Annotated in this window: 21 protein-coding genes; 2 read left to right on the forward strand and 19 right to left on the reverse strand. The window is 30.0% G+C overall.

Features of this window, described 5'->3' with window-relative positions; genetic code table 4:
* The 8 genes from ACNQ13_RS00805 to ACNQ13_RS00840 all read right to left on the reverse strand — a co-directional run.
* Positions 1-5,013 (reverse strand): leucine-rich repeat protein (locus ACNQ13_RS00805; RefSeq protein ID WP_418035437.1); only part of this gene is annotated, 5,013 nt, incomplete at its 3' end.
* 180 nt (positions 5,014-5,193) lie between these two features.
* Positions 5,194-5,457 (reverse strand): 30S ribosomal protein S18, encoded by a 264-nt coding sequence (gene rpsR, locus ACNQ13_RS00810; protein ID WP_416742023.1) that lies wholly within the window; start codon positions 5,455-5,457, stop codon positions 5,194-5,196.
* A 14-nt stretch (positions 5,458-5,471) separates the two neighbouring features.
* On the reverse strand, positions 5,472-6,035 hold the full coding sequence (locus ACNQ13_RS00815; RefSeq protein ID WP_418018946.1) for a single-stranded DNA-binding protein: 564 nt from the start codon (positions 6,033-6,035) through the stop codon (positions 5,472-5,474).
* Positions 6,036-6,057: 22 nt separating this feature from the next.
* Positions 6,058-6,465 (reverse strand): 30S ribosomal protein S6, encoded by a 408-nt coding sequence (gene rpsF, locus ACNQ13_RS00820; protein ID WP_416742021.1) that lies wholly within the window; start codon positions 6,463-6,465, stop codon positions 6,058-6,060.
* 192 nt (positions 6,466-6,657) lie between these two features.
* On the reverse strand, positions 6,658-9,567 hold the full coding sequence (locus ACNQ13_RS00825; protein ID WP_418035439.1) for a hypothetical protein: 2,910 nt from the start codon (positions 9,565-9,567) through the stop codon (positions 6,658-6,660).
* A gap of 187 nt (positions 9,568-9,754) precedes the next feature.
* Positions 9,755-11,029: a lipoprotein 17-related variable surface protein gene (locus tag ACNQ13_RS00830; RefSeq protein ID WP_418035440.1), complete on the reverse strand. Its 1,275-nt coding sequence runs from the start codon at positions 11,027-11,029 to the stop codon at positions 9,755-9,757.
* Between the two features lie 29 nt (positions 11,030-11,058).
* Positions 11,059-11,397, reverse strand: a complete 339-nt coding sequence (gene rbfA, locus ACNQ13_RS00835; protein ID WP_416742017.1) for a 30S ribosome-binding factor RbfA — start codon at positions 11,395-11,397, stop codon at positions 11,059-11,061.
* 76 nt (positions 11,398-11,473) lie between these two features.
* A complete protein-coding gene (locus tag ACNQ13_RS00840) occupies positions 11,474-13,240 on the reverse strand; it encodes a hypothetical protein (RefSeq protein ID WP_418035441.1) in 1,767 nt (588 codons plus the stop codon).
* A 472-nt stretch (positions 13,241-13,712) separates the two neighbouring features.
* Between ACNQ13_RS00840 and ACNQ13_RS00845 the strand changes: the two genes are divergently transcribed.
* Both ACNQ13_RS00845 and ACNQ13_RS00850 read left to right on the forward strand, forming a co-directional pair.
* Positions 13,713-14,567 (forward strand): DegV family protein, encoded by an 855-nt coding sequence (locus tag ACNQ13_RS00845; protein ID WP_418027654.1) that lies wholly within the window; start codon positions 13,713-13,715, stop codon positions 14,565-14,567.
* On the forward strand, positions 14,567-14,845 hold the full coding sequence (locus ACNQ13_RS00850) for a hypothetical protein (RefSeq protein WP_416742014.1): 279 nt from the start codon (positions 14,567-14,569) through the stop codon (positions 14,843-14,845). Before ACNQ13_RS00845 ends, ACNQ13_RS00850 begins: the two co-directional genes overlap by 1 nt.
* On the opposite strand, the gene ACNQ13_RS00855 is transcribed toward ACNQ13_RS00850, so the two are convergent.
* The 11 genes from ACNQ13_RS00855 to ACNQ13_RS00905 form a co-directional block, all read right to left on the reverse strand.
* A complete protein-coding gene (locus tag ACNQ13_RS00855; protein WP_418034279.1) occupies positions 14,842-15,660 on the reverse strand; it encodes a hypothetical protein in 819 nt (272 codons plus the stop codon). The genes ACNQ13_RS00850 and ACNQ13_RS00855 overlap by 4 nt on opposite strands.
* A 21-nt stretch (positions 15,661-15,681) precedes the next feature.
* Positions 15,682-16,356 carry a CDP-diacylglycerol--glycerol-3-phosphate 3-phosphatidyltransferase gene (gene pgsA / locus ACNQ13_RS00860; protein WP_418018948.1) on the reverse strand — a complete coding sequence of 225 codons (675 nt, stop codon included), beginning with the start codon at positions 16,354-16,356 and terminating at the stop codon, positions 15,682-15,684.
* The gene (locus ACNQ13_RS00865; RefSeq protein WP_418035442.1) at positions 16,325-16,903 is read right to left on the reverse strand and encodes an MHJ_0274 family protein; all 579 of its coding nucleotides are present in this window, start codon (positions 16,901-16,903) and stop codon (positions 16,325-16,327) included. Before ACNQ13_RS00865 ends, pgsA begins: the two co-directional genes overlap by 32 nt.
* A gap of 13 nt (positions 16,904-16,916) precedes the next feature.
* Complete coding sequence (locus ACNQ13_RS00870; protein WP_416742010.1) at positions 16,917-17,240, reverse strand: hypothetical protein; 324 nt, start codon at positions 17,238-17,240, stop codon at positions 16,917-16,919.
* Positions 17,241-17,249: 9 nt separating this feature from the next.
* Positions 17,250-18,722, reverse strand: a complete 1,473-nt coding sequence (mgtE, locus tag ACNQ13_RS00875) for a magnesium transporter (protein ID WP_416742009.1) — start codon at positions 18,720-18,722, stop codon at positions 17,250-17,252.
* Positions 18,722-19,363: a diadenylate cyclase gene (locus tag ACNQ13_RS00880; protein ID WP_416742008.1), complete on the reverse strand. Its 642-nt coding sequence runs from the start codon at positions 19,361-19,363 to the stop codon at positions 18,722-18,724. Before ACNQ13_RS00880 ends, mgtE begins: the two co-directional genes overlap by 1 nt.
* Complete coding sequence (locus ACNQ13_RS00885) at positions 19,363-19,614, reverse strand: hypothetical protein (RefSeq protein ID WP_416742007.1); 252 nt, start codon at positions 19,612-19,614, stop codon at positions 19,363-19,365. Before ACNQ13_RS00885 ends, ACNQ13_RS00880 begins: the two co-directional genes overlap by 1 nt.
* Positions 19,615-19,912: 298 nt before the next feature.
* A complete protein-coding gene (locus ACNQ13_RS00890; RefSeq protein WP_416742003.1) occupies positions 19,913-20,356 on the reverse strand; it encodes an NUDIX domain-containing protein in 444 nt (147 codons plus the stop codon).
* Positions 20,356-21,492: a methionine adenosyltransferase gene (gene metK / locus ACNQ13_RS00895; protein WP_416742002.1), complete on the reverse strand. Its 1,137-nt coding sequence runs from the start codon at positions 21,490-21,492 to the stop codon at positions 20,356-20,358. Before metK ends, ACNQ13_RS00890 begins: the two co-directional genes overlap by 1 nt.
* A gap of 145 nt (positions 21,493-21,637) precedes the next feature.
* On the reverse strand, positions 21,638-22,396 hold the full coding sequence (locus tag ACNQ13_RS00900) for a hypothetical protein (protein ID WP_418035443.1): 759 nt from the start codon (positions 22,394-22,396) through the stop codon (positions 21,638-21,640).
* A gap of 56 nt (positions 22,397-22,452) precedes the next feature.
* Positions 22,453-24,171 carry a hypothetical protein gene (locus tag ACNQ13_RS00905; protein WP_418035444.1) on the reverse strand — a complete coding sequence of 573 codons (1,719 nt, stop codon included), beginning with the start codon at positions 24,169-24,171 and terminating at the stop codon, positions 22,453-22,455.
* Positions 24,172-24,237: the final 66 nt, after the last annotated feature.

Here is a 24,237-nt window from a genome sequence, read left to right on the forward strand (position 1 = left end):
ATATTTTCCTATAGTTGTTAATTCAGGTGCATTAAATTCTTGAATGCCTGAATTACAGAATGCGCCTCATGTACCAAGATAAGTTTCAAAATAACCATCTTCTATTGTTGTTAATCTATTAAATGTGGCTTTTTTAAGCGTTTCTAAGTCTTTAAACGCCTTTGGATTCAATGATTCTAGTGAGTTCATTTCTACTTCAGTAATTTTAGTGTTGGCAAAAGGCTTTTCTCCTAAAGAGGTTATATTATTAGCAGTAATTTTTCCTTTTAATAATGTAGAATTAAATGCATAATCACTAATAGAATTTACATTTTCAAAATTAAAGTCTTTAATTTTTGAACCATAAAAACTTGACCTTCCAATATATTTAACATTTGAACCTTCAAATTCATTTAGTTGAGTATTTGCAAATGTAAAATCACCAATCCTTTCAAGTTTTGGAGCGAGCACTTTAGTTAATTTACTAAAGTTTTGAAAAACACCATCAATGCTTCTTGTATCTATAATTCTTATGTTATCAGCAGTAAATTCTTTAAGTGTGTTTTTTGAATCTGCAAATAGATATTTTGTATCTATTTTTTCAACACCAACATTAGCTTTTATTAAAGCGACATTTTTTAATGCATCATCTGAAATTTCATGCAATTTAGGCGCATTTAGCTCACTAATCTTTGTGTTGCTTAATGCACCAGATTTTATTGTCTCAGTGTTTTCTAGGTTAATTTCTTTTATTGATGTATTTGCTAATGCATAGTTTCCTAATGTAATTAATTTAGTTGATGGAAGATTTTTAATTGCTGTATTAGCCAATGCATAATCGCCAATAGTTTCTAACACAGGGAAATTATATTCTGTAATATTTTTGTTTTTATAGAACGCATATGAACCTAATGATTTTAGTTTTGGAGCTTCAAATGTTGCTAAATCACTAGCAGCACTAAAGGCACCAACCTCATTGCTACCATAAGTAATGGTTTCTAGCGCTTCGAATTTAGCTGATGTAATCTTTTTCATTCCTCTAAATGCTTCAGCAGGTAATTTGACTAAAGCTTTCATTTCAATTGTTTGTATATTATCATTTTTCGTAAATGAATCTGGATCTATTCGTGTAACCTTATTTGCTACTAGATTAATAATATTATTGTGTCTAAAGGCTTTTTCTCTAATATCTAAAGCTTCTGGAATATCTACATTTGTTAAGTTTTCACATGCATCAAATGCCCCAACCCCTATATATTGAACCTTAGGTAAAGATACTGTAGTTAATGCCTTGTTTGTATCAAATGCACCAACAGATGTTTTTCCATATTCTTCATTAACTTTTCAATCATTAATTCTAAGTAAGTTATTAAATGAAATAGATTTAAGTAGTGGGTTCTTGGCAAAAGCACCTGATTCCAATGCTTTAACTTCATTCATCTCTACATTAACTAAATTCTTAGATCCTGCGAATGCATATTCTCCAATAGAAGTAACTTTGTTTGCTACAACTTCTGTTAGTAGTGAGTTAAGAAAGGCTCCTGAGCCAATTGTCTCTACGTTACTAAAGTCTAGTGATGTAAGTGTTGAATTTTTAAAAGCATAATTACCAATAGTTTTTAATTTAGGAGCAATAAGTGCTTTAATTTTAGCTTCTTGGAAGGCTCTTTCTCCAATATTTTCTAAGCTTGCAGCACTAATTGTTAAATTAGATTGTGAATTGTAGAATGCTTTAGCTGAAATATTTTTTAAGCTAGGAACATTAAGACTATTTAAAGTATTTAATTCTTGGAATGCACTTAGTTCATTGCTGTCAACATTATCCATTGTTTTAGCGCTATTTAATGTAATATCATTGATTACTTTGTTACGAGCAAAGGCTCCAACTGGAATGGTTTCTAAAGCTTGTAGTGTTATAGATTTAAGTAAGTTGTTTCCAGCAAAAGCATATTTACCTGCTGTAGTTACTTTAGGTAAGTTAAGTGATACCAGTTGAGTGTTATAGAAAGCTTTATCACCTACTAAAGCTAATTCAGGAGCTGAAATTACTGCTAATGCTGAGTTTTCAAAGGCATGAGCTCCAACAGCAGTAGCTTTACTTAGTGTTAAATTAGAAATGCTAGAATTTTTAAAAGCGTTTTCACCAATAGTCTTAACTTCAGGCAACACTAAAGTTCTTAGTACTTTATTATTAGCAAATAATCCATCAGGAATATTTTCGAGCACAGGAAGTGTTAAGTTAGTTAAAGCAATATTGTTATCAAATAAACTTGTGTTACTTTCACCAGCTGAAATGGTTCTTAAACTAGCAAATGAAGCACTTCTAAGGCCAGTATCATTTGCAAATACGTCATTTGGTAATGATGTAACTGAATTAAATTGCACACTAGATAAATTTGGGTTATTAGCAAATGCTTTAGATCCAATAGTTTTTAATTTTGGAGCTACTAAAGTCACAATTCTAGTATTATCAAATGCATTATTGTACACTTGAGTAACTTCTGGAGCAATAATGGTACTTAATGAAGTTACATCTTTAAAGGCATTAGCTGGAATTATGTCAATGTGTCCTAAATTAATGCTCTTAAGTCCATTAAATTTAAATGGAGTTCCATTTACTTCCCTTAAATTAGGAAAAGCAAATGAATAATTTGAACTAGCTGACTTATAAGTATTATCAAAAGCATCAGCTTCTACTTTTCATACTTGTGGCAACACATAGTCACCTGGCTGTAAATTATCCACTCTAATTAAAATCCCATTACTAATAGTAAATGTAGCTTGATTCATTTCAATAGTTACATTGCCTTTAGCAAATGGTGCATAGTTATTAAAGTAGCTGGTTTCAACTGCTTGCATTGCTTGTTGCACCATTGAAGGTTTGATTAGTTTTGGATCTTCAATTTTTGCAACATATTCAGTAATTTTAGCTGGGTTTACTACTTTTAAGTAGTCATAAGCTTCAATTTCAGCTTTATATTGCATTTTAAGATTGTTTGTAGTTGCTTCATTAATTTGATTTTGTGGTTGAACTGTAGTTAATAAATATGTGGCAAATTCATCAATTTTATTTTCATTTAGCAATTGCAATAAATGTTCTTTATATTGAGCTTTTTCATTGTCTTCAAGTGCATCAAAACCACTTGTTAACTCATCAAGATATTTATCATAAATTGCTCGACTAATATCATTTTTAACTGTTTGATAGTAAGTTAATACATCAATAAAGTCTTTAATTTCAAGCTCTTGATTAATTTTTTGTTGTAATTGTTCTTTAGCTTGTGGAGTAACTTTACTATCATTTAAAATAAGGTAATTATTTAATTGTTCTTTAGCTGCTTGCAAGTATTTTGTACGGTAGCTTGTTAGTATTTCTTCAAATTTAGCATGGGTTTGAGCATAATCTAAACTAAGATCAATACCATTAATTGCGTTAATTAAATTTAACACAGTAGGTTGATCAAAGAAGACTAAGTTTGGTAATTTACTTGTTATAAAAATGTTTGCTTCACTAAGTAAATGAATTTGATTCTTGCTAAACTTGTTAAATGCTTCTAAAGTAGGTTCAATCGCAATATTAGCTAGCATATCAAGAGCTTTAGTTTTTAAAATATTAATTTTAGCATCATATCCATTGATTAAGGTTTCCAAGCTTCCTTTTGCTTGAGCTAAGTTATCTTTTGAAGCTGTTTGTAGTACTTCTTTAACGAAAGCGCTGTTGCTTGCTTGGTTTATTTCTCCAATGTATTTAGTGATATTGTTAGCGGAAATATATTCAAATGAGTTTGAGACTTGCTTTTTAGCCCATTCTTGGTAACGAGCAAAATCTTTTGCTTGAATCAGATCAAGGATTTGTTGTAATTGTTCTTCAGTTACAAGTGATCTTTTTAGTATTTCACTCTTAAACTCAACAATATCTTGTTCACTAAGACAAGGGAATTTTTCTTTTGTATTTAAGATTACATATAAGCTATTGATATTTCTAGCTTCTTGCATTACATTTTGAAATTCTTCAATTTCATTGTAATTATCTTTCATTTGTTCTAATTGAGTTAGAAGTCTTTGTTTCATTTCATTACTATAACTTGTGAAATGTTCATTAATTTCATTACTATAAATTTCAAATAGTTGATTTGCTACACTAGCTTGTGCTTCTTGTTGAAGTTTTTCCAATGTAGCTAAGTTTTCTGCAGAATATTGAACAATTGCTTTAACTTTGTTATCTAAAGAATCACGTAAAGCAGCTGTAAATTCCCGTGCTTGATTATTTTTAATAAACTCAATAATTTCATTTCTTAAATTATTAAAGTTTGCTTCTTTAGCAGCTTGTAAAATAGCATTATAAGGTTCTGATTCAAGTTTATTTTGAGACTTAATTTGGGTTATAAAGTCATCATATTGTTGTTTAGATAATCTCTTTTGTAACTTATTGAGTTCAACAATATAACTTGCTTGCTTATCTGCTAATAATTTATTAAAAGCATTTGTGCTTTCTTCCTTATATTGATTATAGATATCAAATAATGGCTTAATATCAATTGTTTTATCACTATTAGTTTGTAATTTTTCTTTAATTTCACTTGATAAATATTTATTTGACAAGAGATCTTGTTTAATAATGTTTTTATATCAAACTAATAAGCCATTTACAGCTGCTTGATATTTAGCTAATGAATTAATATTTAAATCAATGCTGCTATCTAATTGTTGATTAAATACCTTAAAGGTATTTTCTTTTACAAATGCAGTTAATTCACTTGCTTTTGCTTGTAAACTTGTTGCTTTTGCTTTAAGTTCGCTTAAATATTGGTCTACTTTTGTAACACTTGCAGCTCCTGCTATTAATTTAGTAGTTTCTTCTTTAGCTTCTGGTGTTACAAAATCATAAATTTTGTCTACTTTTAGTTCATTTAGCGCATTATCTTTGGCTTCTTGTACTGGATTAGAACAAGCTACTGCTAAGCTTGAAACTCCAGTTAATGAGACCCCAAGTATTGATGCACTAATCAGTTTTGTTTTTACTTTTTTATGCATATCGGATGCTCCTTTGTTTAGTTTGTTTATTCATTCATTTTAATTATTTCAAAAAAAAAAAAAAAAAACAAAGGGTGAGCAAGACTACACCATAATACTAAACAATTATTTTGTATCAAAAATAATAAAAAATCACAACCATATGATTAGTTGTGATCAATTTAATACATTAAGTATATATTAGTTGCTTTTTGCTACACGTGGACGAACTACGTGGTAAGGCATTAAAGCAATAAATCTAGCTCTTTTAACTGCATTTGCTACTTTTCTTTGGTGTTTAGCACATGTACCTGTTGATGATTTAGCTTTGATTTGTCCTGTAGCTGTTACAAATTTGTTTAATAATTCAACATTTTTGTAATCTACATATTCCATGTGGTTATCACAAAATTCGCATGATTTTCTTCTTCCGAAAGCTTTTTTGTTACGTTTAATGAAAGCCATAATTGTCTCCTTTATTAATCTAAATCATTTCCAAAGTCAAATAAGGCAGAAATGTCTTGTTCAACTTCATTTGATTTAGCTTCGTTATTATTAATTTCAGTAGTTACATTTGGAGTTTGTTTTTTTTCAACAGATGAATAATCAATGTTTTCATTTCTGGTATATGTACGTTGATTATTATTTGCTGGTGCATTGTTAAATGTTGGTGTAAAGCTATTATTTACCACTGGTGCAGCGTTATTTCTCATGTCGCGCACAGCTTTAGATTCAAGTGGCACTACACGATCTACGGTAACATCTAGTGATCTAACTAATTGGTTAGTTTGATTACTATTGTATGTTGATGAATGTAATGAACCTTCAACTAAGATTAAGGCACCTTTAGGCAAGTTATTGGCAATGAATTCAGCTGATTGTCTTCAAGCTACTAGCGGAATAAAATCAGTGATTTCATTGTTACTTCCAAAACTTGGTCTATTTACTGCAAGTGTTAATCTAACATATGCAATGTTATTTGAGGTATGTGATAATTCAGGTGTACTGGTTATACGACCAACAAGTGTAATTTTGTTATACATGCTACTCCTTTAAAATGTAAAACTATTTTTCTGAGTTTTCTTTACGAACTCTAGGTTGACGTGGTTTTGCAACTTTTTCTTGAGCATTGTTTGCGTCTTTTGTAACTCTTTTTCTTCCACGTGCTTTTGCTTTATCATCAGCTTTTTTATTAAATCCTTTTTCTGTATCAAGGTTAATAACTAGTACTCTTCAGATATCTTTAACGATATTTGAACGACGTGTAAATTCAGCAATTGCATTTCCTTCAGCTTCAACTAAAGCTAAAACGTATTGAGCGTGTTTTGATTTGTTAATTTCGTAAGCAAGTTCGTTCTTTTCAAGTTTTTCAACTTTAGAAACACCTTTTCCAAAAACTTCTGTTAATAAATCGTTTAAAACTTTAACATCAGCTTTAGGATTTACGATTGACATAATTTCGTATTTGTTCATTTTTTCTCCTTATGGTCATTTCTGGGCTATATTAGCCAAGGAGTATTGCTATATACTCTTGTATATTATACAAGAGATATTATTTTTCATTTACCTTGATTATTTTTTTAAACAACTATGGCATAGGCATTTTATAAATAATTTATCAAATAAAGAAAATATAGCATGATTAAATGCTATATTCCTAATTTGTTATTCTAATACAAATGTTTGAGTAACATCTACAAACTTATTATTAATTTTTTGTTGATATTTAACTGTTAAAGTTTTCTTTTCAGCATCGAATTCACCATCTAGATAGTAAGTTTTATTTTTTCCTTTTCCTTTTGAAATTTTGTCAAAACTAATATTATCTTTTGACATGCTGTCAGCAAATATTAGTATTTCATTTTTGGTATTTCCACCACTTGCAATCCCGTATGCATTTGGTTTTTTATAATATTGAAAAATATTTTTTGGATTTTTTGCCATTTTTTCTTTTATATTTTCGAATGTCGCATCTTTTCCAATTATGAATGCTGTACCTTCAGTTACACTAACTTCTGGAGAAGGAGTAACTGGTTGTGGCTCTGGTTGAGGTGCATTTTGTTTTAAGCCTTCTAGCGCAATAACAAATGTACCAACTTGGGCTTTAGCAGCATTTTCATCAGTTGTTTGTGCAATTGGAGAAGTTAACATATAAAGAGCATTTGGTTTAGTAACTGTATCAAATGTTACTGTTACTAATAACTTACCTTCGCTATCAAAAGCTTCAACTTTTGTCACTCTTCCATTCATTTTTGCAAGCATATCTGCTGTTATAACAAATTTATCTGCTTCACTTGATCCAACTAATGTAACTTCTTTTGTAGCTAAAACAATTTGTTCTGCACTAATTTCGGATGGAAGCACTTGGTCTAATGCTTTTCCTAATTTTTCAACAGTTTTTTCTACATCTACAGTATATGGTTTATTAGCACCATTTCCATAGAAGTTTGAAATAGTTTTGGCTGAAAGTACTGTAGTTGGTAATTCATTTACTGTAACTTTACTTGCTTCAGATGAAACATCACTTTTATCTTTATAGGCAAAAATGTAATCTCTTGAATATCTATCTAAATAGATTACAGGTTCTAAAACAGCACTTTGTGTTTTAGGATCACTTGAAATAATGTTATTATCAACTTTAATTTCAACGCTTCCTTCAGGTGAAACAACTTCTACAAGAACTAATTTCTTTAGACTCTTTTCTTCATATTTACCATTTAAGAATTTGTAAGCCTTAGTCATTCCTTTTGTGGTATCAGGTTGGATTTTAATTTGATTTTTATCAATATTAGCTACTGGTTTGATTTCTAAAGTTTTAAAGATTTCATTAGCACTAGCTTTTGAAATAAATCCAGCTACATCATAGGTTTTTTCAATAGTCTTGGTGTCACTTGCATCTTTCTTAGATGTCACTTTAATTGTATATGTAATTTCATTAATTCCATTTAGCATCTTAGTTTTTAAAGCTTCTTTAGCTTCAGGACTTAATGCAGAGTTTTTGCTTAAGGCATCTGCATAAAAGACTGGATCCAGTGCTTCAATGGTGTAATCTTTATTTTCAGCAAATTTAGGAGCAACAAAGTCTTCATCTGTTGCACTAAAAGCTGTTTTCTTGCTTGCAGTCTCTACTAGGGTTGGAACTGCTTCCCCCATAAGAGCTTCAATTTCATTTTGATCTAATTCAGCAGCTTTTTTGATTTCGTCTTTCTTTAATTTTAAATTATCAACTAAAGTTGCAAGATTCATTGTTTCTTTAACTAATAATTCTAAGTTTGATTGAACTGAAGCTTCTAATGCTTCATATTTGGCTTTTAATACAGCTTTAACAGCATCATAATCAGTATCATTAGGTAAAAGTTCATGCGCTTTTTGAGCTGCTGCTGCCTTCATTTCAGGTAGAAATCCTTGAATAGTTGCAAGCGCATTTACTGGAGATTCACCTGATTTGATTTTAAGTGCTTTTGCTTTTTGAGCAATAGCTGTGATTTGATTTTTAAAGAAATCACTCATTCCAGCACTCAATGTTTCTAAATTAGCTACATCTTTAGTGCTGTCATTTGTTTTTAATGTGTCAAATACTGCTTTTGCAACTTGACCAAAGTCATCTGCTTTAGCAGTAAGAACATTAGCAATATCTTCAATAATTGCATTCATTTTGTCTGCATTAATGAAGTCTTTAATTGTGTTTATCCCGGTTTCAGATTTTAGATTTATTGCATTTTGTAGTGCATCTACTAATACTTTATTTAGAACTAAAGCTACTTGATTGTAGATATTTGCTATCTTTTCGTTTTCGCTTGCTGGTAGCACGCCTTCTACAGCCTTAAGTACTCCTAAGCTTTCCTTTTCTAATCCTTGAGCTACAGTAGTTGCATATTGAGAAATTAATTGTTTTTGTTCTTCAGATAAAGCATTTGCTTCTCTATTAACAACTTCATTATAACTTGCTGCAACTGGTGCTAAAATGGTACTTGCTACTTCTTCAGCACTTTTAGCAACTGGAGTAACTGGTGTTGGATCAGGTTGTGGTTCTGGTTTAACTGATTCAAATTTAATTTGAGCTGTTTTTACCTTAGAAAATGCAAAAACACCCTTGCCTAAATTCTTATTAACTCTAAATTTAAAGCTAATTGTTTTATTATCAGCATCAACTTCAACTTTAATTTCTGCAGATGGATTTGTTACTGTCCCATTATTAGCAGTTTTTGTAAATAAGAATTCGTCAGCAGCAGATAAACCTAATTTTGATTCTGAACTAAAGACTCTATCTGTTTTAGATGTTATTTCTTTAAAGGCATTTTTGCCACTACCACTCTTGTAGTTTAAGATTCCATCTTTAAAGTAGTATTTAATAACTTTGTTGTTTTCTAAATATTTAAATAGTGCATCTATTTCTTTTTCATCTGTAATTGCTACAAATTTTGGTTCTGCTTGATCTAGTTGATCAATCGCACTTTGTTCAACTTTAGCAAAATCAGCTATAACAATGTCTTTTGTAACTTTGTTCTCTGGTTTTGTCTTATCAGCTAGTTCCACTGTAAAAGTAATTTTTCCTTCAGCATTATTTGCTTCCATTTTAGTTACTTTTACATCATATTTATTTGTATCAATCCCTGTAATTTGGGGTTTTACTTCAAATGCTGATGCATTTGCATGAGCTTTATATTTATTGCTGAACTCATCTAAAGCTAAGACTGCTTTATCTAATTCAGTTTTTAATGCTGCTTTTGCTGCATCAGCTGATGGAGTATCTGAACCCGGGTTAATTCCTCGGAGTATCCGTGTTTCCAGGTTGAGGTGTTTCAGAAGCTAATTTTAAGTTATCAATTAATTCTGCCAATTTCTTAGTTTCATTAATTAATAATTCTAAATTGCTCTTAACTGAAGCTTCTAATGCTTCATATTTTGATTTAAGAATTGCTCTTACAGCCATATATTCATTTTCATTTGTTAATAAAGCATGAGCTTTTTGGGCTGCAGCTGTTTTAAGTTCTGGCAATAAGTTTTTCATTTGAGCAAGAGCAGCTGTTTGAGATGTTCCTTCTGCAAATGATAAGTCTTTAACTTTTTTAGCAATTTCTGCTACTTGTGTTTGGAAGAATGCTGTCATTTCAGTTACAAATGTATCTAATGTAGCAATGTTTTTTGTGCTTTCTTCCATCTTTAATGATTCAAAGATTGATTTTCCAACATTAGCAATTGTTTCAGCATTTGTACTTAAAACATCAGCAACATTGTTTTTAATTTCACCCATTTTTGCAGGTGATAAGTATGCTTTAATTTGTTGGATACCAGTTGTTTTTGTTTTTGTTTCGATAGCATTTTTAAGCATATTAACTAGTACATCATTTAATTTAGAAGCAACTTGTGTATATAGTGTAGTTACAGTTGTGTATTGAGCTTCAGGTAATACTCCCTCAACTGCTTTAAGAACAGCTGTAACTTCAGTTCCTAAACCATTTTGTACTTCTGTAGAATAGGCATCAATTTTAGCTACTTGGTCTGCACTTAAATTGTATGTTTTATTACTTGTAATTTGTTTATATGCACTAGCAATGCTTTCTTTAACAGAATTTTTAGCAGCTTCTTCGTTTGCTGGTGATACTGTTGGAGCAACATATTTAACTTTAAATCCATCAAATTTAGCATCTAAAGTAACTTTTAAGTCTTTAAAGCTTTTTGATTGAATTATATATTTGAATGTTAATGTTCCTTCTGTATCATTTGCAACAAGTTTAGCAACTGGTTTTGCTTTCGCATCAGTTGCATTAGTTGTTTCAATTGTTACAGTAAATAATGATTTATTGTATCCTACAAATAACACATCTGATGCTTTTATTGATGAAGCATATACTTCACTCTTGTTGATTGTATCTAATAAAGATACTTTGATATTAGCTTTAGCTTGTTGTAATTTAGTTTCTTGATCTTGATAATCTCTTTGGTTTTTATAAATTACTGAAGGAATAGCAACAGCAGCTGAACCAATTGCAAGCCCTCCAACTACAACTAATAAAAATTTTCCGACTTTTGACATTTAATTGTCCTTTCAACTTTTAATAAGTTTTATTTTTCATTTTTGATTGATGCAAGTATCTGTTCGATTTTTTGTCCATTTTTAGATACTTCATCTAAGTAAAAGTGTACACTTGGCACTTTTCTTCAGTCAAGTGATTGGGAAAGTACCTTTCTTACATACCCTGAAGCGTTATTTAATGCTTCAAGCCCTTTTTGCTCATTACTTAAAAATGAAACAAAAACTTTTACATGTGATAAGTCATTAGAAAGCGATACATCCATGACTACTGGATCAATTACATTAGTATTAGTGATATCGTTAGCTACAATATCAGCAATTAACTGTTGTAATCTCGCTTCTTTTCTTTTTAAATTGATTTCATTCATATTTTAATTATAAATGTTTTTTGGCTAAATAGCCTAGAACAATAGCCTTTTTTGTAAATTAGGGTATTTTTCCATTCTAGCCTAATGCTATAGTTTGCTTGTAATATTTGTCTGGTTGGCCACTCAGCATATATTTAATAATAAGTTGCTTGTTTGTTTCATCTAAACTAGCATCTAAGAATTTATTTTTCCCTTTTGGATTAGTAGTTAAAACATTTTCCATACTTAAACCACTGTCTGCCTTTAGAGTAAGCACTTTATTACTTTTGTTTTGAGAATTAGCAGTAATTCCTAAAAATGGTCCTTCTTTTTTAGTTTCATATTTTTGGAGTGCACCACCCTTACTTAAAAATTTATCTTTCTTAGCATTTCACAAAGTAAGAATGGCATCAAAATTCATTGCAGGGTTTAAATCAAAAATAGCTTTTTCTTCATAAACTGATTCTTCTACAGCTTTAGGAGCTTTAAATCCAGCTTTTTTAACCACAAAAGTTCCTGTCTTGAATTGATTTGGATCTTGACTTTGTTCAATACCTTTTCCTAAATATATTGTGCCATTTGGATCATTTATTGGAATGGTATTAAATTCAAATGTTACATATAGGCTTCCTTCTTTTTCATTTACCTTTAGTTCACTAATGTGTAAGTTAGACTTAGTTACAAAATCAGATGTTATATCAAACTTATCATATGGATTATTAAGTCTACTTTGTACGCTTGTGTGATTAATATCTAAAGCTTGAGTTAGCATCTCAATAGTTACATCTTTAGGATCAATTTCATTAAGTTTCTTTCCGACTAATTCTTCAAGCTTAGCTTTAGAAAAACCAATTGCTTGATTTAAATTGTAATTAGTTGCGATAGCAAGTGCTGATAAAGCACGAGATGGTAAGTTATTAAATACTATTGAAGTATTTTGATCGTCTTCAATATATTGTTTACCATTGCGATATGCAAAGAATGTATTAATAGACTTATCATCTAAATATAAGAATGGTTCAATTCTTAATTCATTCTTTGCAGGGTTTACAGCTAGCTTATTGTATTCATATGAAGCTTTTGCTAGTATTCCTTCATTTTTAATACTGATAGCTTTATTTACAGATTTTGGATAGTAGGCTCCATAAATAAATTTATAAGAGTTATTGGTGTTTTTGAATTCTTCTCTTGAGCTATCAATGTCAATTTCTAGCTTGCTTTTATCAATTACATAATTCTCATTAGCAAGCAAATTCATTGAATTTGCAAAAATTTCATTAGCTTTTGTTTCTGAAATATAGCCAGCTAATTGATATGATGTAGTAAATTCTTTAGATACATTTGCATCTGATTTTGAAGCTACCTTAAAGTGATAATCAACTTTCATTTTCCCTTGTTTGAGTCAATCATCAAAGTGGCCAAGTCTTTCTTTATCATCTGGCATGCTAATAGATACAACTGAAACTGCTTCTGTTTCACTTGGATTAAATTCAATATCTTTTAAGTCTTCAACTTGAGCTACTCAAGCTGTTTTCTTTTCAAAAACTTCATCTTTCAATGTAGGTGCATGTTTTATATATTTATTTACTAATGCATCATTGTCCAAGACTAAAAAGTCTTTATTGATAGTAACACTGGTTGTTTTGTCTTTGTCATTTGTATTTCCTGATTCTGTGCCTTGCTGTGGATCTTTTGTCCCACTTTGAGTTGCTGGGTTAGGTGTTTCTTTATTAATTGGATCCGTTTTTTGCTTGTCGTCTTGTTTAGTAGTTTTTCCATCATTGTGGCATTGTGTAGCCACTAATGGTAAGGTACTTAAACAAACTCCTGACATAGATATAAGTAGTAATTTAATTTTTTTCATATTCCTCCATAGTTTATAACATTTAATTATATTAATTACTATATAGAAAGATAGGAAACAGCTAAAAATCAGCAAGATTTGTGGAAATTTCCACAAAATGTGGAATGTGGAAAAAAGCCACCTTGTTGCCAAGATGACTTATATCCTCTGTTTTGTCTTGCTACTTACGTAGCAAAAATATTTTACCACATCACAGCTAACAACAGGCTGAATTTTTATTTTTTTTAGCTCTATTTTATAGGAGTTTTAAACCTAAAATTCAGTTATTTGCTAAATCAAAGCCTATTTATTTTTACTAATTTAAAAATAGAAGCTAAATTCAATTGCACTTCTTCTATAAGTATTTTATTGGTAAAAATGTGCCTCCTTTTTAAACAAATTATATTTATATACCTACACCATAGTGGTTTTAGCGAAGTGAGCTAAAAAAATTAGGGCAATAAATTTTTGCTTTTTCTTATATAATTAAAGCATGAAAAAATTAGGAATTATTTTGGACTCATTTAGTGGTCTATATCAAGAAGAAGCTGAACAAGCTGGATTTAAATTCATTCCATTACAAGTAGATTTAGATGGTGTTGTTTATCAAGATGGTCTAGAAGATAAAATTACTGTATTAGAAAAACTTTCTAAAGTCAATAGTTTTAAGTCTTCTAGCCCAAGATTAGAAATAATTAATACCATTGTAAAAGAGGCAAGCCAAGAATTTGATGAAGTTATTTACCTAGGAATTCACCCAGGATTAAGTTCAACTTCAAGCCATGTGCGTACTGTAGCTAATGATTATAAAAATGTATATGTATTTGAAAATCACTGAAGTGGAATTCAATTAGTTAATGCAGCTAAATATGCATTAAAGCTTTACAACGATGGATTATCTATGAAAGAAATCTTTGATTTATTACAAAAAATCAATGATTCTTCTGCTACTTATTTAGTTCCATTCGATATGAAATACATGATTCAAGGTGGAAGATTGCACGGTGTAAAAAAATTCATTATGACTAAAATTAGTTTACTTCCCATCTTAGAATATACAACTGATGGAAAAGTTAGTCCCGTATTCTTAAAGCGTACAATGAATGGGGCAATTGCTAAAGCTATTGAAAAAGCATACTTCTTTCATGAAGGTGAAGATTTAGCTAATTATGAATTCAACTGAATGCATGGGTTGGATCTAGAAGTCAATGCTGAAGTACTTAAGCAATGTGCTGAATTAGATATTAAGCTAGCACATGAACAAATTACCTCGAGTGTTATTGCAATTCACACTGGTCCTCAAGCCTTTGCTATCACAGTGATGCCAAAGCTTAATTTAGAAGACTAATGCCTAAACAAACCACTACTAAAAGTAAGAAAACTAAAAAATCTAAACATGCAGCTTTAAAAGCTGAAATGCAATGTAATAGTACCACATCACTGAATGATAAACGTTTTACCAAACTTGTTGATAGTATTATTATCGAAAATCAACAAGATGAATTTGAGATAAAAAAATATCGCAAGAATAAGTGAGCTTATTTCCTTGCGATAGGTTCAATTATTTTAATCATTGCTTTAGTTGTGATTATTATCCTAGCCATTGTTTATAAATGAGCTGGTTAATGAATAAATAAAGCAGAATTATGATTAATTGGAAGTTCTACATAGACTAGTGAAACTAGTGCTGTTGAGACTATATAAGCTAATGCAACAAACAAGATGTAAGTTGTGTTAGCTTTTATTTTATCCCTATCATACACTAGTGAAACTATATAAGATCCAGTTGAAACATAAATGTTAGTTGGGAAAGATAAACGTAACATTCATGAAGCTACTAGTAAGATTAAATAAGTCAAAAGTCCAGTATAAGTAGAAGATAAAATGTAGTTGTTACTTTTCTTGTTAATAACATATTGAATAATAAAGGTTAATAAGGTAAAAACAAAGATAAAGCCTGTATCTCAACTTAATTCCTTGCTTTGAATTAAGGCTACATTCTTATATGAATTGTTTAAGTGAGCATTATTGCGCTTAATTCAAGCTCATAGCAATCCTCCAATAATTCCACCAATAAAGTGGCCTAGAATAATTAGTCAAATATTAGCAACATGGATTTGAGTCTTAATTGGATTAAAAACATAGGTAAAGACATAAAAGAGTGTAACCATTGGGTTAACTATTGGAGGGATACTGTTATTAATCTTTAAGTATATTGCTCTTGGCTCAAAAATTTGGGCTAGTATTCTTAAGATAGCAAATGAAATAAAGGCTGAAGATAAAGTTGCCAATGCATAAAAGAAGGCATAAGTGAAATTTCTACGTTTATATTTTTTAGCAAAGTGGGTACATAAAAAAGACATAAGTGTTAAAAACGCAACACTTATGAGTTCTGCTATAAAGAATTCTCAAATAAAGTTATTGGTTAATAAATATTGCACTTATGTCTCCTGAATAATTAATTATTTTTTATTCACTTGGGTTTTTGAATTTTGTTTCATGTGTTTTGTTCCCTTAGTTACATAAATAATTCCTGAAACTACGCTTAAGATTAAAGCAACGTAAATTGGGATGTTTAATACATACATGAAGTGGTATTGTGTAATAAAGTTTGTGTAAGGTAATCAAATTAACATTAATAATGTAATGCAAATTCCGATTGATAAAATTAAAGTTTTAATTTTTCCAAGTTTACCAGCTGCAACTGAAACTCCAATTTTAGCTAGAAACATTCTGACACCATCTACAATAATGTCACGCAAAATAAAGATAGCCACTGCTCAAAATGGAAGTACATTAATAACCCCAAAATAAATTAGCACTAAATTAGTCATTACTTTGTCAGCAATTGGATCTCATACAATTCCAAAGTCAGTGACTAGATTTTGTTTACGAGCAATTTTTCCATCAAAGAAATCTGTAATCATTGCTCCTGCAAAAATTGCTAAGATAAATCCAGTAATTAATGAGAAAGCAATTTTAAATCCGGTTTCATGTAAATTAGCTAAATTTCCACCAAATTCAGATCCCTTTGATAAGGTATAGTAACCAGCAATCATTAATAGGAAAGCTGGAATAACTAAAATCAAACGAAGTAAAGTAAGCTTATTTGGCTTGTTCATTGTTTTCAAACTCATTCTTGTACACTCCTCTTATTTTTTCTTTAATATCATTTTCATCCTTAAATAAGGATTCAATTTCTGTTTTATTGAATTCTTCTACTTTTTTAGCAAACTTTTGTGGTGCTGCTGCGAAGTATTCAATATATTTAACACCTTTTTTGTCTCATAAATTAGCATTTAAGTCTCTTAAAGCTACTAAGTTATGTTCAAGCTCATGGTATTCTGATGAAGGAATTTCTTTTATATAATCGCGGAATTCAGGTGATTTATATAATGATAAAACAACATTACGAGTATTTTTATTAATTTCTCCCATTGAGTATTTTCCAATACTTGGAACAAATTCATCTAGTGTTGCACGATTTAGAACAACTAATTCATTGATCATGATAGATAATTCATAAGCATAAACTGCAGCATTTTTGCTAATTTCAACCATTTGGGCAGCTGCCTTCTTTTTTAAACGCTTGTCTTTGATGTATTGGTATAGGATTCAACCAATAAATAACACCATTACGACAGCAAATAGTATCCAAATACCTATTGTGGCATTCATTTCCATATTTTTTTCTCCTCTATTTAGTTATTTTTAACACTCATTTTGAGTCTTTTTTCACCACGAATTGCTTCATGATTTCATCAAGTTGTTCTTCGGAATAAGTTATTCCTTGGATCATTGCTGTATATAAATAATTTGAATATCCTTTAAAATCAAAGGTTGCTTTAGGAGTTACTTCAGTGTATAAAATTTTTCCACCTTCTGATAAAGATTCAGATATAGTAACTTCTGTATCAGCAACTTCTTGCTTAATTTGTGTTAGATATTCTTTCATGTCAGCCTTAGCTCTTAAATAATTTTCAGCTAATAACTTAACTCTTTCAACATCTGCTACTTTCATTTAATCTCCTTATATTCAACACATAAAATGTGCGAATGCTAAGACACCGATGTTTAATCCAAAGAAGATTAAAGTAGAAATAGCATCACTTAATGTGGCTAAAATTGGTGCCGACATAACAGCTGGGTCTTTTTTATGTTTAATTGCTACAAGTGGAATTACTGTTCCTAAAAATTTAGCAAAAATAACTACTACAAAAAGTGAAATTGAACTAGCTAGAATAATGAAGGAAATTGGACCTCAACTTGCTTCCGTTCCATCACCATTGTCTCTAAAACTTGGGATTGCGAAATAAATATAAAGTCTAGCTACATTAACTAGGAATAGAATTGAACCAATTACAGCTCCAACTGAAATTTCCTTACGGATAACTTTTCAAATATCTTTATGTTCAATTTCCCCTAAGGCACTAGCCCGGGTAATAGTAGTTGATGATTGTGAACCAGCATTACCAGCTGACCCAGAAATAATTGGAATTAGTCCAACTATAATCCCGGTTGATACTGCTACACCTAAGCCTTTAATAAAGTTTTCTGAGATATTTGAAAATTGTTGAATGATGTATTGAGAAAAGGTAGCTGAAATCATTAGAATAATTAGTCAAACTACCCGTGATTTAACTATTTGTAATAGTTTGGTTTTTAGATAACTTTCTTCAGCAGCTTCAGGATTAATACCAGCAAGCTTATACATATCTTCAGTTGCTTGTTCTTGAATAACATCAATAACTGCATCAGAAGAAATCATCCCAATTAAACGATTATCTGCTGAAACAACTGGAAGAGTTGATCTATCGTGATCCGCAAAGATGTTAGCTGCTTCTTCTTTGTTATCGTATGGGTGCACTGTAGCAACTGCGTTATATAAATTATCTAGTGTTTCATTTTCATCATCAGCAAAGACTAATTCTTCTAAAGTAATATCCCCAACTAAGAAACCATCTTCATCTGTGATATAGAAGTTGTGGCTAAGTTCAATATTGCTCTTATAGTCTTTCTTAATCTTTCTGATTGCTTTTTTAGCACTTCAGGTGTCATTTAAGACAGAAAGATCCACCGACATAATGCTTCCTACATGTTCATCATCATATGAAAGCAAGTTATTTAATTTAGCTCTTTTTTCATCTGGAGTTTGAGCTAGTATTTTTTTAGTAAAGTTAACTGGTAAGTCTTCTAAAACGTCAACCAACTCATCACTTTCTAGATCTTGAAGAATTTTCATTCCTCAATCTTCAGTAAATGATTTAGCAAGGTTAACTTTAGTGGTATCTTCTAAATAAGAAAATACTTCAGCTGCTTCTGCTGTTTTTAAGACTCTTAAAACATATAGTTGTTCTTCAGCAGTTAAGCTTTCAACTGCTTCAGCAAAGTCTGCATATGGGTATTCTTCACACAATTCACGAACTGCAATAATTTTCTTTTCTTTAATTAATTCAACTAAATCATTAATTAAAGTTTCTTTTACTTCAGGAGTAAATTCCATTATTGTTCTTTCAAGTACTTGATTAATTGTTCTTGGAATTGTTCAAGTTTAACTGGTTGTATTATGCTTCCTTTAAGGATTTTAATACTTCCATCTTCTTCTGATACCACCACTGTAGTAGCATCACATTGTTCTGAAATTCCCATTGCTGCTCTATGGCGTGAGCCATATTTTGAGTCTACACTTTTACGTGTGATTTTGTAAAAAGTAGCTGCATAATAAATTTTATTATCTCTAATAACTACAGCTCCATCATGTAATGGACTAGTCTTATTAAAGATCGCAATTAATAAAGAACTTGAAATGTTTGAATTAAGTACGACACCATCAGTTCTTAAGTTATCAATATTGTCATTATTTTCAATAGTGATTAATGCACCTATTTTGTTCTTTGAAAAATATTCGACACTTTCTCTTAATTGGTTGATTAAACGAATTTGACTGCTTTTACCTAATTTTTCATATTTAGTCTTTTTAATCTTTGAAGCCACAAAGCTATAAATGTGTGGTCATAGGTAAAGACCTAAAATGATAAATGCTACAACTAAAACGATTGAAGCAATTACGATTAAAGCAGTAATTGATTGGCTTGAAACTGTAATTTCATTTTTGCTTACAGCTTCAGCAAAATATTTAACCACTATAACCCCTTAACTAAGTAAGCAATTAAGATAATAAGTATCATTACACTCAGTGCAACTGTTGCACCTAGAAGATTAAGAAATAAATCTCGCTTATATCAAGGCAACGCCTTTTGAGATGTCTTATATTCTTCCTTTTCATTTTCTTTTTGAGCGGAAAGAATGGCGTGTTGAATTTCTTGTTTACGGAATTCAACTAAATCAATATATTTTGTTTTTTTGGTTTCATTTGTTGTCTTTTCTGTGTCCATAAAACGCCTCCTTCTTTGTTTATTTAAATTTTAAATTTTTTTATTAAAAATAAAAACATTTAAATAAAAAGTTTATTAAAACGAAGATTTACTTTTATCCCTAGCACAGTGCTGTAAATGAACTTTGCAAGTATTTTTTTGTCCTAGTATATGTAACTACATAAAACTAAAATTTAGTATCTTAATTCTTATCTAGTTTTTATAAAAATATTTTTCAATATGAACTTGTATTTCACAAAACAGTAAAATTTAAATCCCTGTAATAAGAGCAAAAGAAAAATGTAGAACTAAATCTACATTATTTTTTAATTCTTTTTGGTTTTGAAATATTTAAAGATAGATATTTATCATAAGCATCAAGTAAAAATTGCTTTGGTGCTAGATTATTTAATTTTTTATAGGCCTTTTTTACTGAGAAGTATTTTGCTCTCTTTGATTCACCTTTTACATGATGTGGAACTTCTACATCTTGCGTATAGGCTAAAAAGTATGTTACTTCTTTATCGTTTCCAGTTTCTTTTACTACATAGTTATCAACATAAGATACATCTGAAATAATTTGGAAATTCTTAATAGTTGTTTCTTCCATTACTTCACGGTGTGCAGTTTCAACTGGGGTTTCATCACCTTCAATGTGGCCTTTAGGAAACACTCAAATATCATTTAATTGTTTAACTAAAAGCACTTTAGTTCCGAAACGAAATCTTCTAAAAATTATGGCCCCACAGGATTTCTCTAACATTATTTATTTAACTCTTTCACTTTCTTTTGTAATTCTTCAACTTTATTTAATTGTTCTCAAGGAAGGTTCAGATCACTTCTTCCAAAGTGTCCAAAATATGATGTTTGAAGGAAGATTGGTTTTCTTAAGCCTAAAGCATCAATTATTCCTTTTGGTGTAAGGTTGAATATTTCACTTACAGCTTGTTCAATTACATCTTCTGGTACTGTATTTGTTCCAAAAGTATCAAGCATAATTGAAACAGGTTTAGCAACCCCGATTGCGTAAGCGATTTGAATTTCAGCTCTTTTAGCTAGTCCAGCTGCAACAATATTTTTTGCAATCCATCTAGCTGCATATGCTGCTGAACGATCTACTTTGGTTGAATCTTTTCCACTAAAAGCTCCACCTCCATGACGTGCAGCTCCACCATATGTATCAACTATGATTTTTCTTCCAGTTAATCCAGTATCTCCAATTGGTCCGCCAATTACGAAGTTACCTGTTGGATTAATTAGAATATTTTTTGGTGCTGCTAAATTATATTGTTCCATTACAGGAAGAATAATATGATTCTTAATGTATGACTTAAATTCAGCTTCATCATAGTTTTTAGCATGTTGAATACTCATTAATACAGTATCTACAAAAACATGATTTGGATCAGTGTAGTCTAGTGTAACTTGAGATTTCATGTCTGCTTTAGCATTCTTGAATTCTAGGCTAGTTCTAAGTTTTTCAGCTCTACGAACTAAAGCGTGAGCTAATGTGATACCAAGAGGCATATATTCGGGTGTTTCATCTGTAGCATATCCAAACATAATTCCTTGGTCGCCAGCTCCTATTTCATCACCTAATTCAACTCCCATAGCAATATCTTCACTTTGACGTTTAATATCAGTAATAAAGCTGGTTTCATTTGTATAGTAACCTAATTGTTTTAAAATGTTTTTAGCAATTTCAATTACATCAACATCAGCATTTGATTTAACTTCTCCAGCAATAAAGATATTGTGACCTGAAGCCATGCATTCTACTGCTACTTTTGAATCTGGATCTAGAGATAAATAAGCATCTAAGATTGCATCTGATAATTGATCGCAAACCTTATCTGGGTGTCCTCTTCCAACTGATTCACTACTAAATAATTTTCTCATATTACTCCTTTTGTAAATGGTTATAAAAACAAGGATTACCCTTGTTTAGAAATAGTAAATAAATTATAAAAGAAAACTAGTTTTTTAGAAATCTTATTTTAAGCTAGCCTTCTTTTTTTAGTGCTATCTGATAGCACTAAAGGTATTATCTTTTTTTAGAAACAAAATTCTTATCATTTCTTTCAAGTAAGTTAAGTAATTTAGCTACAAAGTCAGTTTCCTCAACCGTACGTTCTTCAATAAGAATTTGACTATAATCAACGAAAGTATCAAATAAGAGTTTTCCTTCAATATATTCAGGCTTATGTTTACTATTAGCTAACTTCTCCAAGTTACATGTTTCATAAGCTAAAGTAGTTTTACGATTAAAGAAATGAATTTTGTTTGTTTTAACTTTAGCTGGAAATTCTTTTTTAGATTCACAATCTTTTAAGTATTCATAAAAAGTTTTTGCTTCTGGATTTTCAGCTAAGTTTCAAGCATTCATTTCTTTATTTCAAGCATAAATTTCACGATAAATTGTTCAAATTAATAGCCCTGTAAAGAAAACATCAAGTAATCATAACACTACAGCTACTCCAGTTTGTGTAATTTTTGCTATTTGATCATTATCTTTGTTAACTTCTTGAAAGATTTGAGCCACAAAAATGAAAGCAATTGGGGTATATGCAACCGTTAATGATGCAATAATAACTGTAATTATTGTAAAGATAACAAATCTCATCTTTCAATATTTGTATAAGTTTTGGTTTAAAATCACTCTTTGTAACATCTTTTCATTATTATGTAGATGTAAACGATTGATTTTAACATGATTAATAAATTTTGCTTGTGCTAGCACTAAGGCTATAAAAGCTAAAAATGGTAATAATCCTATAACTCAAATGGCTGCTATTGGGATCATAATTCCTCCTAAAATAAAAAACTCATTATTTGTAAATAATGAGTTAATTATACTATTTATTCTTGCTCTGTTAAACTTTTTAATTGAGCTATTTCCTTATAAGAAGGAATTATTTTGCGATATGAGTGTCCAATTTTACCATTATTAAAAGCAACAGGAGTTACTATATTTGCATCATAAATAATAGCAACTTGTTCTTGTTGTGATTCAAAAATATTTAACACTGGATCATTTGCTCAAGAAGCATCAGAACTATCTTGATATACCATCTTATATTGTGAACCTGTAATTTGATTTAATATATTTAAAATTTCATTAACTTTTTCAACTTGCTCATAATTAACTTCAGTTAATCCTAAAATATCAAACCCACCAGCTGCAATTATCTTTGCGATTGAAGTGTATTTAAATGGAGGCATTTTATCACTTCCATAATTACAAATATTTCAATGCCCAATTCTTAGTGTATTTACACCTTTGGCATATTTTTCAATTGCTTTGTTAGTTTTTAGTTCAAATTTTGTTTCAATATCAGTAAATACCGGTGCATGGTCTGAAACACCATATCTAATAGGTCCAAATCCTGCTTTTTTTGAATCATAACCAGTTATTTTTTTATCTTTTTCGTTTAAGATATTATCCTTAAAGGCATTTAAAATATCTATTTTAAACTGTTTTTCAGGTGTGTTAGCTGTGGTTAAAAATTTAAGTTGTTCTTTATTGACATTTTTAAAAAACATTTTGTCATATGGTTGAGAATAAGGATTTCTGACACCAATAGAGGTGTAATATCCTAATGGATCTTGACTGTTTTCTAATCGGGTAATTGTTGCAAAATAGTTAGAAGTAAAGTTATCTTGAAGTGCAAAATTTTGAGCAGTTATATTTGTATCACCACCGAAAATAATATTACTATTTGCGCTAATATTTTCAAAATCATTCATAACATTAGGTAAAGCTAGAAATTCGCTAAACTCTTGTGAGCCCATTTTTTCTACACCTTGATATTTATTTATAAATATTTCATCTTTGTCAGAAATTGCGCCTTCTGTATAAGCCTTCTTGCTTCGAGATCCTGGTGAATCTAAATGACCAAAAATAGTTGTAAAGTTAATATCATGATTATTTAACTTAAATTGTGCCCCAAAAGGTGGTCTAACATAAGCTGTTTTATATGGTGAATCTATTATAAATTTAGAAGTATCAATTATAGCATCAGTTTTTTTCGGCTCATTATTTTTATCATTATCCACGATTTCATTTCCATCTGTATCAGAACCATTGTCAGAACCATTGTCAGAACCATTGCCATCGTTTGTTTCTGAATCATCAATAAATTCATAATCAGGGTCACTATCTTTTAGTTCTTTAATTTCAGCTTCTAATTTTTTAATTTTATTATTTAGAGTTGCATTTTCTGCTTCTTTAGTTTTTAATTCTGATTTTAAATTATTAATAGTTTCTTGGAGTTGTGCAATTTGAATATCATTATTTGTATTTTCATCTTTATTTTTCTTTTGCAATTCTTTAACAGTTTTTTGAGCACTTTGTAATTGCTTATTAATACTGTCTTTTTCCCTCTTTAAGGCATCAAATTTAGCTTTCAATTCATTTGCCTTTTGAATTAATTTATCTTTTTCCTTTATTTTTATGGTTAATTCATCAATTTTAGCTTGTTTTTTATCACCATCAGGTAAGCAACTGGCAGCCACAGTTGAGGCAGCTATTATTGAGGTAATACCTAAGGTTAAAAACGTTCATTTACTTCTTCTCATATCTTTATTGTATCCTAGATAGATATATCGGGCAGAAAATAGCAGAAAAAATGTGGAAATAACTTT

Source organism: Mycoplasma milvi (assembly GCF_048284715.1).
In the GTDB taxonomy this organism is placed as follows: Bacteria; Bacillota_I; Bacilli_A; order Mycoplasmatales; family Metamycoplasmataceae; genus Mycoplasmopsis.